Source organism: Balneola sp. EhC07 (genome assembly GCF_001650905.1).
Classification (GTDB): domain Bacteria; phylum Bacteroidota; class Rhodothermia; order Balneolales; family Balneolaceae; genus Balneola.
Genome location: NZ_LXYG01000014.1, coordinates 49151 through 62498, shown reverse-complemented (window position 1 = coordinate 62498; position 13348 = coordinate 49151). Strand labels below are relative to the sequence as shown.

At 36.9% G+C, this 13348-nt stretch carries 11 protein-coding genes and 1 tRNA gene; 7 read left to right on the top strand and 5 right to left on the bottom strand.

From position 1 onward, the window contains the following. Nucleotides 1-10 precede the first annotated feature (10 nt). Complete coding sequence (locus A8B79_RS05615) at nucleotides 11-616, bottom strand: hypothetical protein (protein ID WP_153038361.1); 606 nt, start codon at nucleotides 614-616, stop codon at nucleotides 11-13. Nucleotides 617-684: 68 nt separating this feature from the next. On the opposite strand from A8B79_RS05615, the gene A8B79_RS05610 reads away from it, so the two are divergent. Both A8B79_RS05610 and A8B79_RS05600 read left to right on the top strand, forming a co-directional pair. Beyond that, complete coding sequence (locus A8B79_RS05610) at nucleotides 685-2025, top strand: Y-family DNA polymerase (RefSeq protein ID WP_066219229.1); 1341 nt, start codon at nucleotides 685-687, stop codon at nucleotides 2023-2025. 452 nt (nucleotides 2026-2477) lie between these two features. Continuing rightward, the gene (locus A8B79_RS05600; RefSeq protein ID WP_066219220.1) at nucleotides 2478-3251 is read left to right on the top strand and encodes a hypothetical protein; all 774 of its coding nucleotides are present in this window, start codon (nucleotides 2478-2480) and stop codon (nucleotides 3249-3251) included. Between the two features lie 91 nt (nucleotides 3252-3342). Here the strand turns inward: A8B79_RS05600 and A8B79_RS05595 are convergent. The 4 genes from A8B79_RS05595 to A8B79_RS05580 form a co-directional block, all read right to left on the bottom strand. Then, nucleotides 3343-3414 (bottom strand) — tRNA-Asn (locus A8B79_RS05595). A 67-nt stretch (nucleotides 3415-3481) separates the two neighbouring features. Then, the gene (gene truA, locus A8B79_RS05590; protein WP_235603593.1) at nucleotides 3482-4207 is read right to left on the bottom strand and encodes a tRNA pseudouridine(38-40) synthase TruA; all 726 of its coding nucleotides are present in this window, start codon (nucleotides 4205-4207) and stop codon (nucleotides 3482-3484) included. 207 nt (nucleotides 4208-4414) lie between these two features. Next, nucleotides 4415-5686 (bottom strand): glucose-1-phosphate adenylyltransferase, encoded by a 1272-nt coding sequence (locus A8B79_RS05585; protein WP_066219216.1) that lies wholly within the window; start codon nucleotides 5684-5686, stop codon nucleotides 4415-4417. Next, nucleotides 5686-7131 (bottom strand): glycogen synthase, encoded by a 1446-nt coding sequence (locus A8B79_RS05580; RefSeq protein ID WP_066219211.1) that lies wholly within the window; start codon nucleotides 7129-7131, stop codon nucleotides 5686-5688. The genes A8B79_RS05585 and A8B79_RS05580 overlap by 1 nt, the downstream gene beginning before the upstream one ends. Before the next feature lie 129 nt (nucleotides 7132-7260). Between A8B79_RS05580 and A8B79_RS05575 the strand changes: the two genes are divergently transcribed. From A8B79_RS05575 to A8B79_RS05555, 5 genes are all read left to right on the top strand, one after another. Further along, nucleotides 7261-8190: an ABC transporter ATP-binding protein gene (locus A8B79_RS05575; RefSeq protein WP_082894073.1), complete on the top strand. Its 930-nt coding sequence runs from the start codon at nucleotides 7261-7263 to the stop codon at nucleotides 8188-8190. Beyond that, a complete protein-coding gene (locus A8B79_RS05570; protein ID WP_066219207.1) occupies nucleotides 8190-9500 on the top strand; it encodes an ABC transporter permease in 1311 nt (436 codons plus the stop codon). Before A8B79_RS05575 ends, A8B79_RS05570 begins: the two co-directional genes overlap by 1 nt. A gap of 493 nt (nucleotides 9501-9993) precedes the next feature. After that, nucleotides 9994-10239 (top strand): hypothetical protein, encoded by a 246-nt coding sequence (locus A8B79_RS05565; protein ID WP_066219204.1) that lies wholly within the window; start codon nucleotides 9994-9996, stop codon nucleotides 10237-10239. A 23-nt stretch (nucleotides 10240-10262) separates the two neighbouring features. After that, nucleotides 10263-12374, top strand: a complete 2112-nt coding sequence (locus tag A8B79_RS05560) for an amino acid permease (protein WP_066219202.1) — start codon at nucleotides 10263-10265, stop codon at nucleotides 12372-12374. Between the two features lie 279 nt (nucleotides 12375-12653). Further along, nucleotides 12654-13061: a hypothetical protein gene (locus A8B79_RS05555; RefSeq protein ID WP_066219199.1), complete on the top strand. Its 408-nt coding sequence runs from the start codon at nucleotides 12654-12656 to the stop codon at nucleotides 13059-13061. The last annotated feature ends 287 nt before the right edge of the window (nucleotides 13062-13348 follow it).

Below are 13348 nucleotides of genomic sequence, written 5' to 3'. Positions count from 1 at the left end.
GTTTGTTAGTTCATCGTACAAATAAAAATTCTCGATCCACTTCTTGCATGAATCTCCAGTCTAACTGATCTAAGGTATAGACTAAATGATAGAAACGTTGCTCGGTATCTTCCACTAAATAATTAAGGTGCTTGGTGATCATAGTATTCTCCAAATGATTCGTCTCAATCTGACTTACCTGAATAGAACCATGTTTACTTCTTTTAAAGCGGTAAGGACGTAATCTTTCAATTAGTGCAAACTCTATGGGAGTAGTTCTTTCTATCAGTTCTTTTGGAAACACTTCAAAACGGATAGGGGTCATTCTATGAGCATCAGAAGGTTGGTGCTTGTGTCTTTTCATATGTACTAATACCCGGTCAATGACCACGTTATTTTGGGTATCATTTTGTACTAAAGACCACAACAGTTCTTCTTGATCGAATTCTAAATCAAAGATCTTTCCGTTCTTTGTTTCAATGCTGTAGTAGGACTTTTTAATGCCACCGATAACTTTACTGTGGCAAGATCTCACTCTCTTTAATTGGTACGTATACTCTTTTCTCCAGGAGGGCTTATCAAGCCTGCTATGCCTGCAAAAAAAGACTAATATTTCTATGAGTGGATATTTATTCATGACCAATTCTATTTGGTCGTTTTAAACTATACACATATTTTATACATATCAATATGTAAGTAAAATTTATGTCCACCAAAAAGACCTTTTCTTACCAACCAGAGAATGATGTACACAGAATCACGCTGTACAACACGGTTTATCCTGAGCATCAACACCGGGGAAAGAAGGAACGGTTATATCTCCACTTTGACTTTGCTTGTTTCTATGCTCAGGTAGAACAACTCAGAAACAGAATGTATGGCTTACCTCTAATTATTGGTGGATGGAGAAAGGACAATGGGCAAGTAAAAGGAATTGTAGCTACTTCTTCCTATGAAGCTCGTTCTTTTGGAATCAAAACAGGGATGAGCGCTTTTGAAGCGTATAATTTGTGCCCTTATGTTTGTATGCTTCAGGTAGATTACGATACCTATAAAGCGATATCTACTCAGGTTCATTATGTATTCCAACAGTTCTCAGATACCGTGGAGCGTTACTCTATGGACGAGTACTTCATGGATATCTCTTTCTTGGTTGGCAAGCCGGAGTCCAAGATCAGAGCGTTTGCACAAAGTATACAGGGCAAGATCTTTGAAGCCACTAATCTGTATGGCTCAATAGGAGTTGCACGTTCTAAAACCTACGCTAAACTATCCAGCAGCTTAGATAAACCCAAAGGAATTACTTCTATCATTACCGGAGAAGATGAACGAGCCTTTATCTATCCTTTAGATGTGGATGAAGTGTGGGGAGTAGGTGGAAGAAGATACGAACACATTTTAGCTGAAGGTTTCCGAACGATTGGAGATGTAGTTGATAGAGGAACTGATAAAACTTTTATGAGACTCTTTGGAGCTAACTTTGGGAAGATGTTATATCAAACCATTACCGGACAAGATCAAGCAAGGGTATTGGATGAAAATGACAACTATGTACCTAAATGGGGTGTCAGTTATGGTCACACGTTTTCTGAAGGTTCTTGTGATGTAGAACGTATAAAAGGAGAGTTTGCGATTGCAGTAGAACATGTGTGCTACAGGCTGCGGGCTTATGGAATTAAAGCGAATTCTTTTACCGGAATGTTTGGCTTCAACAGTACTGATCAGCCGGGAGTGGGATTCAAGTTTGGAATAGACGGATACACCAATATTGATAAGTTTGTGTTTGAATCTTGTATGAGTAGAATACTTCCTGCAATTGAGGGAGCATGCAGAGCAAACATGGAGATCCGGAATATTATCATTGGCACTAAAGAGATTGACAAAACAGATCAGCTCAATCTGTTCTTTTCAGAAGAAGCCCGCGAACTGGAGAGATTCAAAGCCATTGATCAGATCAACAACCGGTACGGAAAAGGCACACTTACAAAAGCTCATACCCTACTCAGAGTTCAAGGGAATACTCACTTCTTGGAAAGGAATTCATAGCCTTGCAGTATAAATTGTGTTTATAAGTAAAATTTTGTTTTTTCTTCATTAAAAATAACTTCTTTGTCAATACATAGAATTATAACAATTTTCTTTCCGTCACTCATTGTAATGATTGGTATCGGTTTCAGATTTTTATTCGGAGCCGATACTGTACACTTTATCGGACCAACTCTTTCTACAAGCGCACTTGGATTATTATTCCCATTGCTAGAACCAAAACAGATTGAACTTGATAAAAAATCAATACCAAGGAATACAATTGTTACAAATAAAAGAGATTCGAATTTTATTTCATTCGCTTACGTGGTACTGATAATCGCAACTATAACCTGGTATACATGTAATCACCTTAGTTTTAGTCTTGAAAGTGAAAAATTAGTTTATTCAGCATGGTTAGGATTGTCAACATATTTTATTTCAATCATACTAACTTTTATTAAGGAAAGAATATGAGATTTGAAATAATCATAGCATTAGTATCATTCCTGATAAGTTTATTTGTATTTTTTTTTCAGAGATTTAAAAGTAGCTATTCTAAAGAATTTATTCAGATTAGGCTGAAAGACTATGAAAAAACAATACAAGTACCAAAGGATAGATCCAGAGAAGAAAATATAATTCTCAAAGAAACGATTTTAGATAATTTTCAAAAAGCTATCCAAAATATTGAATCACATACCGAAGCAATACTCGGTACCAGTGGAACTTTTCATCTTAAATTAAATGATTGTAATGGCTCAGCTGCTGAGGTAAGCTCGATTCATAACTTTTCAGTTTTAAAAAATTATTCTGGTATAATTTCAGATACCATCAAGGCAAGCGGAGAAATTCATGATTTTAATATAAGCTCTTCAAATTCTAGCAAAATATACAACCAAAAAGATGGTAGTATGTCATACATCAAATATGATGTTTATATGAATAATTTGATTAAAGGACAGGAATTCAAAATTCAAACCAACTATAAATTAAAGAATACTTTCTTAGACGCTGAAGAATATTGGCATTTTAAATTCAATAATAATTTTAAACAGTTTCAGATACAAATTGAATTCCCCTCTAAATGCAAACCTAAGAATATAAAATTGAAAAAATTTTCAGGCTTTGAAGTAAAAGATGCTTTCATTTTTTCCGAAAAAGAAACAAATCACAAATCAGTTCTATATACTTTTAACATTTCTGATGCGAAAATAGATGATGATTATTTGTTAGAATGGAATTAATAAAACAAGAAAAGTTTCACTATTGTTACACAGCACTAAATAAAAAAAGCTCTAACACTTTATTTATCAAAGTATTAGAGCTTTTTAAGTGCTCCCCGGGTAGGATTTGAACCTACGACCCAGCGATTAACAGTCGCTTGCTCTGCCCCTGAGCTACCGAGGAATGTTCCCTTGAAGGGGCGACAAATATAAAGAGATTATGGGGTGACTATCAATACTAATTTCGGTTTTTAGTAAAAAACTTTTTCGAGCACCAATGCTTTTGCAGGAGCCGTGAATGATTTCACATCCGCATCCGGGTTTTCCAACAGTTCAGAAAACTCTGAAACCGTTAATTTCCCTTTGGCAACCTCTACTATAGTGCCCGTAATACGCCTTACCATATTACGCAAAAAACGGTTGGCACTGATTCGATATACCCATTTATCATCAAACTCTTCGAATGTTGATTTCTGAATTGTACAAAGCGTAGTAAAATTTTCTTCGTTGAATTTCGAGAATCCGGAGAAATCGAACTCCCCGTTTAGCAAAGCTGCGCATTCATGTAATTTTGTGCTGTCTAAATCTCCGTTCTGCGACCATCCCAAATGCTCCTGTAATGGAGAGGAATCTTTAAGAATAGTGTATGCGTATTCTCTGGAAGTTGCATCAAAACGGGCATGGAAATCACTGTGAACTTCCTCTATAGTTTTGATATAGATTTCTTTCCCTGCCAAACCATTCACTCCAAAAATCAGTTTTTGAACATCAGCTACATTTTCTATATCAACATGTGCAACCTGACCTCTGGCATGAACACCGGCGTCAGTTCTTCCCTGCCCGATCAAATCTATATCCCGTTGCAGGATCTTTGAAAATGCTTTCTCCAGTTCTCCTTCCACCGTTCGGGCATCCGGTTGAATTTGCCATCCGGAAAAACCGGCTCCATTATATTCTATCGTCAGTTTATATCTCAAGATCTGTTGATGTAAATCTTAGTATTTAAAGTATCTATATTTCGGGCTTTCGGCTCGAGATGACTTTATTTCATTTTAATCAGAACAACCGTTTTTGTCATGTCGAATGAATATGAGACATCTAAAAATTTTATATGCACTTCTGATTGATATAGATTTCTCCCTATGGTCGAAATGACAAAATGTTCCTTGTTGGATATTCTTGTTTTAAATAACTGTTCTGTCGGCAATGAATTCCCCTTTTCTGATAATCACAACTCCGTCTTTAACGCTGTAATTTTCATGGTCTCCTTCTTCCAAATGATCTCCGCCAACAATTCGCACGTCATTTCCGATACACGCATTTTTATCCACTATACAGTTACTGAGATAGCAACGTTGTCCTATTCCAAAGACAGGTCGATCAGCTGAAGCAGCTTCGATAGTTGCCTTATCCTGAAAATAATCGTTACCCATAATAATGGAATTTTCGATGGTGGTTCCTTTCCCTATTCTGGAACGAATACCGATCACAGATCGAACGATACGGCTCGCTTCAATGATACAACCCTCAGCCATGAGTGCATGTTCCAAAGTTGTTCCCATCAGTTTTGATGCGGGAAGTAAACGAGCACGGGTATAAATGAAATTTTCGTTGTCGTATAAATTAAATTCAGGAACCGTATCTGCTAGGGATAAATTGGCATCGAAAAAAGATTTAATTGTTCCGATATCTGTCCAATACCCTCCGAATTCATAACTACTTACTCGCAATCCTTCTTTGAGCGCTTTTGGTATAATTTCTTTTCCAAAATCGGTAGCATCCGGGTTCTCATCAAATAATCGCTTCAGCGTATCTTTGTTAAAGATATAGATCCCCATCGACGCTAAATACTCTTTGTTCTGCTTTTTGTATTGATCCGGTACATCCGATTTCCATTCTCCCAAAACATCCGCATCCGGCTTTTCTATAAAACTGTCTATCAATCCCTCTTTATTGGTTTTCATGATACCGAAACCTGTCGCGTCTTCAGCATTCACCGGAATTGTGGCGATTGTTAGATCAGAATTATTCTCTTTATGCCTTTGGAGCAGTTTACGATAATCCATTTGATATAACTGATCACCGGATAATATCAGAACATGCTCATGGTCATGATTGGTCATGTGGTGAAGAGATTGCCGGACCGCATCTGCGGTTCCCTGAAACCAATCAGGATTGGAAGCCGTTTGCTCTGCCGCAAGAATATCTACGAAACCACTACTGAATACATCAAAGTTGTATGTATTTTTGATGTGACGATTCAGTGAGGCTGAATTAAATTGTGTGAGCACATAAATTCTTCTGATATCAGAATTCAAACAATTTGAGATCGGAATATCAACCAATCGATATTTACCTCCAATTGGAACGGCCGGTTTAGAACGCTGATCCGTTAGTGGAAATAAACGCGTTCCCCGTCCACCACCTAAAATTACTGCCATTACTGAACTTTTCATCAACCTACCTTCTTGATTAGTTTTCTATAAACATCAATGTATTCTTTAGCAGATCTGTTCCATGAAAAATCCAGTTTCATGACCTTTGATCTTACCTGATTAAATAAGCTCTGATTTTCGAATAAATCAATAGCCCGATTAATTCCATACTCTGCATTTTCCAGATTAAACTCGTCAAAGCAAATTCCGTATCCGTCTTGCTCACTAATGTCCTTCACAGAATCTTTTAGCCCTCCGGTAGCTCTTACTATCGGAATAGTTCCGTAACGCATGGCAAACATCTGATTCAGTCCACAAGGCTCCACTCTGGACGGCATCAGAATAAAATCTGAACCTGCATATATTTGATGAGCCAGCTTCTCGTTGTATTCCAAAGTAGCATCAAAAAATCCAACATGGTCGCTCGACATCCTTTCGAAAATATCATGGAGTTGGGGATCGCCTGTTCCTAATAATACAAAATTTACTTCCTTCTTTTTTTCCATGAAATGAGCGATCAGATCGGGAAGAAGATCCGCTCCTTTTTCTCTTACCAACCTGCCGATAAATGCTATGGTCGGGAGATCCGGATTGATACCAAACTCATCACAAAGCACTTTCTTATTTTTTGCTTTACCGGATTTTCGGTTTCGGAAAGAAAAATTATGAGCAAGCAACTCATCCTTGGCCGGATCCCAAACTTCGGTGTCGATTCCATTTATAATACCTATGGATTTTGCGGCTTCATTTTTAAACAGATCTTCCAATCCTTTGCTTTCTGTTCTCAATTCAGTCATATAATTTTTGGAAACGGTCGTGATCTGCCAGGCTGTTTTTAGTCCTGCCGCCAATGAGTTCATGGCTCCGTCCCATTCCAGCAAGCCAACATTATCAAAACTAAAGGCTGGTAATAATTTATAGCTCTCCTTATCAAATCTACCCTGATACTCCGCATTATGAACGGTAATTACAGTTGGTATCTGGGATAGTTCTCTGTATCGATTACACTGAGAAGTCATAAATGGGATCAATCCGGTATGATGATCATGACAATGAATAATATCGGGTTTCTCTGATCTGTTTGATATCCACTCAAGTGCAGCGATCTGAAAACTTACGAACCGTTCTTTTTCATCCCAATAAGGTTTGCTGCTCCAGGGATCAATATAAATTCCCGGTCGATCGAATCTTCCCGGAATGCTGATCATATAGATCGGAACACCGAATTCATTATCCTTCAAACGCTCTATTGAAAATTCAGTTACTTCTCCCCAATAGTTAAAAGAGCCGGAATAAATTTCTTCAAACTCATGATCTGATACCCAATTATTTTCATATTTCGGCATGACCACTTCCGCACACTCCCCTTCCTCATTTAAATACTTTGGTAGTGAACCAACAACATCAGCCAGTCCTCCGACTTTTGCAATTGGGTAGCATTCTGCACTAATATGAATAATGTTCATTTTTCTGAAACTGATTTGTAATAAATGCGTACTTGCTTGCGACTAACAAAACAAGAATCTTTGAGCGCAAGGTAATCAAGAATTACCACACTAAGATTTACATAAGGTTAAAATTTAAATTTAGGGATAATGACGATAATTCATGTTGAAAACATCAGGAAATCGTTTGGCAAAAACAAAGCGGTTGATGATGTCAGTTTCGATGTAGAAAAAGGGCGTATTTTTGGGTTACTTGGACCAAACGGAGCCGGTAAAACAACTACCATTCGGATGATCAATAATATTCTTGGACCTGATGAAGGTTCCATTACTATTAATGGTCAGATAGCAAGTCCTCTTACTCAAAAGATGATCGGATATATGCCGGAAGAGCGCGGGTTGTACAAGAAAATGAAGGTTGGAGAACAGCTTTTGTATCTCACCCAGCTTAAAGGGATGAAAACCAAAGAGGCCAAAGAAGCCATTCATTATTGGTTGGATCGTTTTGATGCTTCTGACTGGACTAAAAAAGAAGTTGGTGAGTTATCCAAAGGGATGTCACAAAAAATTCAGTTCATCGCTACTATTGCTCATGATCCTGACATTTATATTTTTGATGAACCGTTCAGTGGCCTGGATCCCATCAACAGCGACATGTTGAAAGACATTATCATTGAACTCAAGAATAATGGTAAAACCATATTATTCTCAACGCACAGAATGGAACAAGTTGAACAAATGTGCGATGATATTTGCCTTTTTAATAAAGGAAAAGCCGTTCTTCAAGGGAAGCTTCGTGAAGTAAAAGCATCTTTCGGTAAAAACACTATCAATCTGGAATTTGATGGCGATGGATCTTTCTTAGACAAACTGGAAGGTGTTCGTCTGAATAACCGTTCTACTAATTTTGCTGAGATCAGAGTCTTAAACGGACAAAACATGCAGGACATTTTAAAACTGGCTATGGAACACGCTGAAATTCATAAATTTGAACGCATTGAACCCTCTCTTAATGAGATCTTCATCTCAACGGTAGGTGAAGATAATCTAAAAGCTCAACGATTAGAGGAGGCTCAATAATGGATTTTTCAAAAATATTTTTAGTACTCAAGCGAGAATACCTTACCCGAGCTAAATCAAAGTCATTTATTCTTTCCACTGTATTAACTCCGATTGTGCTTATCGCATTTTTTGGATTTTTAGCATGGATTATGACTAGTGAAACCGAAACTGATAAAAGTGTTGGTGTTTACGATCAGACAGGTGTATTAGTAGAAAATCTGATCGCTCTTGATAGTGTTCGATATTCAAATGTTTCTGATCTACCGATAGATACTGTAAAGGCGATGGTTCTTCGCCAAGATCTGGACGCTTATCTTCTTCTGGAAGAAAAGCATATCGAAACCAATGAAAATGCCCAATTAATATATAAAGAAAGCGGCGGGTTAGCTTTTACCGGAAGTGTAAGAAGTGACGTTCGAGAAGTAATTCAGGAAGAACGGCTTTCCAGAGCTAACGTTTCAGATGAAGTAAAAGAGCTCTTTGCTCGACGACCAAATATAGACTCTCAGAAGCTTACTGCTGAAGGAGAGTCTGAAGACGACAAAGCCGGATTTATGTCAGGCGTTGGGTTTGTACTCGGCTTGCTGATCTTTATTGGACTGTTTGGATATGGCGCCGTTTTAATGCGTAGCGTTATTGAAGAGAAAACCAATCGAATTGTGGAAGTTATAACTTCATCACTGAAGCCTATAGAACTGTTGATTGGAAAAGTTGCGGGTGTATGTCTACTTGGGTTTACTCAATTCACCATTTGGGCTGTGATGTATATCGGCATTTCGATGGCAGCAGTGCCTATCGCCGGTGCATTGATGCAGGATCAGATTTCTGAAATGGCAGACACTCAGGATATTGAGCAAGTGGCAGCTGAAGCCGGTTTTGATCCCGCTTCACTGGAAGTGTTGTCAATTGATCCAATGATCTTTGTGTACTTCTTTCTATTCTTTGTACTGGGCTTTTTCATGTATGCTTCTATTTTTGCAGCTGTAGGTTCTGCAGTGGATTCAGAACAGGATACTCAGCAATTTATGCCTATTTTGATGATCCCATTGATGGGAGCTTATATTCTAAATACCCGAATTATGGTTGACCCGGATTCAACATTAGCCGTTGTAGCTTCCATGTTTCCATTGACCTCACCAATAAATATGATTACCAGAATAGCTACAACAGACGTTCCTATTTGGCAGATAGGAGCAAGTTTGGCATTGCTGGTTGTAAGCTTCTTTGGAGTAATGTGGGTGAGTGCAAAAATATACCGTGTTGGTATTTTGATGTACGGGAAAAAAGCATCCTTTGGTGATTTTGCTAAATGGATTAAACAATCTTAGTAAAAACAGTCTAGGAGGATGGTCATCCGCCACTAAGACTTGATTAAATTAAAAGGCTCCGTTGTAAAACAATGGAGCCTTTTTTGTTGTACTTATAGATTTGGAATACTATTTAGATAAATCTGTTTTACACTTTTTAACAATTATAGATCTTAAAAAAACTATATTTCAAAGTACTAATTAAAGGGTGTTTCATGATAATTCTTTAAATGGTTAAGCGTCATTTTGAAACGTCCCCTTCTATTTAGCTAAACTGCAATTAACAATTAACAGCCTCTAGCTATGATACATAAAAACTCCTCCCCTTTATTCAACTTACGACGCTTTTTATTTTGGAATCATCACAAGTTTCCATCCACTCCAAAATAATTTCAACTACTTGATTAGACTATTTTTCCGTTAAAAATAGTAGCGCTTTAAGCCATACTTATTTCAAGGGCTAACTGTATTCGATCACTATTTAAAGTCTAACGCTTCATGGCAGAGGTTTATCATGAAACCATATATCAAAAATGTTATCACATTACTTTTAAAGCTTTTACTGGCAACTGTAATTGCATCCATTCTAGAATATTTGATCATCACCTTTTTGAGTTCAAAACCAATTTTAACTTTTAAAGCACAAATGATATTAGCGGTAGTATATATCGCTTTTGTTTTACATATCGGATATAAAGTATGGTGTCTCTTCGACTTAGAAAATCTTCTTTCCAATAATGGAAAAAATTCACAGAAATAATTTAACCCAGCAATAAACATCAAATGAAATATAAAAAATTAAAAAAAGAACTCGGACTTTGGGATGTATATGCTATCGCCACAGGTGCAATGTTTAGCTCCGGCTTCTTTCTTTTACCCGGCCTTGCAGCAGCTGAAACCGGCCCCTCTGTATTCCTGGCCTATTTTATTTCGGGACTTATCGTACTTCCCACTATGTTCAGCGTAGCAGAATTAGCTACAGCTATGCCCAAAGCCGGAGGTACATATTACATCATTGATCGAAGTTTGGGGCCTATTATTGGAACTATCGGAGGTTATGGTTCATGGCTTGCATTGGTATTAAAAAGTGCCTTCGCTTTAATTGGGATGGGTGCATACCTGGCCATTTATTTTGACATTTCAATTGTGCCCGTTGCTATAATTCTGACTCTAGTTTTTGGTGTACTAAATGTAGTTGGGGCAAAAGAAACAACAACACTCCAAAAAATCCTAGTTGCTACATTAATTTCAATTATGATTTTCTATATAACACAGGGTGTATTTGCTGTTCTTTCGCTTGATTTTTTTGAAGTTACTAATCAACAATTTACGCCCTTTTTTACAAATGGAGCTGAAGGTTTTTTTGCTACAGTGGGTATGGTTTTTGTTTCCTATGCAGGACTTACAAAAGTAGCCAGCATTGCTGAAGAGGTTAAAAACCCGGATAGAAATATTCCTTACGGTATGTTTTTGTCTATAATTACTGCAATTATTGTATATGTAGCCGGTGTATATATCATGGTAGCTTTGTTAGAGCCTTCAGCATTTCGCGAAGACTTAACCCCTGTGGCTTCAGCCGGTAAAGTATTTATGGACTGGCTACCAAATGACCTAGGTTTACTTTTGGTTGTTGTTGCAGCGGTTGCAGCTTTTGCATCAACAGGAAATGCAGGAATCATGTCTGCTTCCCGATATCCGCTTGCCATGGCCAGAGATCACTTGATCACCAAAAGGTTTTCGAAAATTGGTAAAACCGGCACTCCTTTTTGGGCTATTGTTGCTACTGTTTTTTTGATGATACTTTTCCTGGTCTCATTCAATGTAGCTGAAGTAGCAAAGCTTGCAAGTGCTTTCCAGTTATTACTTTTTGCATTACTTAATTTATGTGTGATTGTCATGAGAGAAAGTAGAATCGAAGGGTATGATCCGGGCTTTAATTCTCCTTGGTATCCCTGGGTTCAAATTTTAGGAATAATATTATCCATTGTTCTGATTCTCGAAATGGGTTTCCTGTCAATATTATTCACTCTGGCCGTTTCATTTTTTGCGTTAATCTGGTACTTCTTTTACGCTTCTGACAAGATAAAACGACATGGTGCTATTTTTCACATTCATGAACGGTTGGGTCGAAGAAAAGACTACGGATTAGAGCGCGAAATGAAAGGCATATTACGTGAAAAAGGATTGCGAAAAGAAGATCCTTATGAAAGAATAATAAGCAGATCCGTTGTGTTGGACATATCAGATTCTGAAATCAGCTACAGAGATATTATTAAAAAGGCTTCCGGAAATTTTGCGACTTCTTTTAATATGGATGAAAAACAAATATTCGACTTATTTTGGGAAAGTCAGGATATAGACACTATTCCGTTCGCTCCATCTATCGCTTTCAATCATATTAAACTAAAAGGAGATATTTCTTCTGAAATTATATTAGCACGCATTCCAGACTCAGTATTTTTAAAATCGGATGGCTTTGAATCATTGAGCAAGAATAAACAAAACGAAATTGGTAATCTTCGTGCTATAATCTTTCTGATTAGTTCATCTGAAAAACCCCGTCAACATTTACGGATTCTCGCACATTTAGCTGAAATATTTGACGATAATAGATTTATAAAAAGATGGAAAAAAGCCAAAAATGAAGATGAAATAAGGGAAATTCTATTACGAGACGACCGGTTCATCAAACTCACTATTACAGCTGATAACCCCATGGCAGGTAAGCAGATTAAGGAAATAGATCTACCGGGCGAATGCTTGATCGCAATTATCAATCGAAACGGAAAAACTAAAATACCTCATGGTGACACCATTATTCAGGTTAATGATGAACTCGCTTTTATTGGAGAAGAGGAAGACATTCTGTTTCTTAGAAATGAGTACAATGAATAGTGATCTACGATAAGGCTAGAGGATTAATAAAAAAGGCATATGTAAATCCTCCTTCAAAGGAGGTGTCTGCCGACTTGCGGACGGAGGATGTTGTGAAGTTTACCAGCTCAGAAACTACATAACATCCTTCTGATCTCACACAATTGCTCGATCGGTCTCCCTTAAAATGGAGATTTAGTTTTGTCATAACTATCCAATTCCTATACATTCAATTAATTTTTAAACCCATTTCTAATGTTCAAAAAATCTTGCATCCTATTTACATTAACACTTTTACCAATGTTGGGTTATTCGCAAGCTGATTGTATTGTTTTATATCAATTCACAGGTGTTTTAGAAAGAGTTGAAATTTCTGATTCTTCTAAAGTGATAATAAAAGTACCTCATACCTATAATTTAGCGGGTTATGAAGCTGAAGAAATAATTCATTCAAAAATTGAAATAGATGCCTATCAAAATAATTTTAAAAAAAAGTTCAAATCTCACCTGAGTTCAATATTTTGCTTAAGTGTAGAAAAAATAATAAATGATTTTTTTATTGGAGAAAATAAAAGCTATAAATTTGTTTTAATTTCGGAAGGTTCTACAAGAAAATTTAAACTTGCTGTAAATAAGGATAATTTTCAAGCGAAATCTGACTCGAATTTCGATTACATCGAAATTAATATTGGAACATTAGAATGGTAAATACCCAGTAAAATATATAGCTGACACCCCTAAAAACCGAATATCCTTCTAATCTGATTTAAAAGTTAATCCGTATTTTCTGATATTGAGAGTTTAAACGGATTGAATTCTACTTTGATAAACTTGTCAGGAATGTTGCCGGAACTCAGATTAGAATCAAGTACACTAGAAAGGGATTTATCCCGCGTTAAAACAGCCGCTCTTTTAGTCACACCCTTCAGATCTCACACATGTGTCCAAGGAATTAAAATTAAGAATAGGAAGTAAAGCAAACTACTTATTCCCAT

Bases quoted from the DNA above. Each gene is read 5' to 3' on its own strand.
- A8B79_RS05615 (WP_153038361.1), bottom strand. From the start codon at position 616: ATGAATAAATATCCACTCATAGAAATATTAGTCTTTTTTTGCAGGCAT.
- A8B79_RS05610 (WP_066219229.1), top strand. From the start codon at position 685: ATGTCCACCAAAAAGACCTTTTCTTACCAACCAGAGAATGATGTACAC.
- A8B79_RS05600 (WP_066219220.1), top strand. From the start codon at position 2,478: ATGAGATTTGAAATAATCATAGCATTAGTATCATTCCTGATAAGTTTA.
- A8B79_RS05585 (WP_066219216.1), bottom strand. From the start codon at position 5,686: ATGAAAAGTTCAGTAATGGCAGTAATTTTAGGTGGTGGACGGGGAACG.
- A8B79_RS05580 (WP_066219211.1), bottom strand. From the start codon at position 7,131: ATGAACATTATTCATATTAGTGCAGAATGCTACCCAATTGCAAAAGTC.
- A8B79_RS05575 (WP_082894073.1), top strand. From the start codon at position 7,261: ATGACGATAATTCATGTTGAAAACATCAGGAAATCGTTTGGCAAAAAC.
- A8B79_RS05570 (WP_066219207.1), top strand. From the start codon at position 8,190: ATGGATTTTTCAAAAATATTTTTAGTACTCAAGCGAGAATACCTTACC.
- A8B79_RS05565 (WP_066219204.1), top strand. From the start codon at position 9,994: ATGAAACCATATATCAAAAATGTTATCACATTACTTTTAAAGCTTTTA.
- A8B79_RS05560 (WP_066219202.1), top strand. From the start codon at position 10,263: ATGAAATATAAAAAATTAAAAAAAGAACTCGGACTTTGGGATGTATAT.
- A8B79_RS05555 (WP_066219199.1), top strand. From the start codon at position 12,654: ATGTTGGGTTATTCGCAAGCTGATTGTATTGTTTTATATCAATTCACA.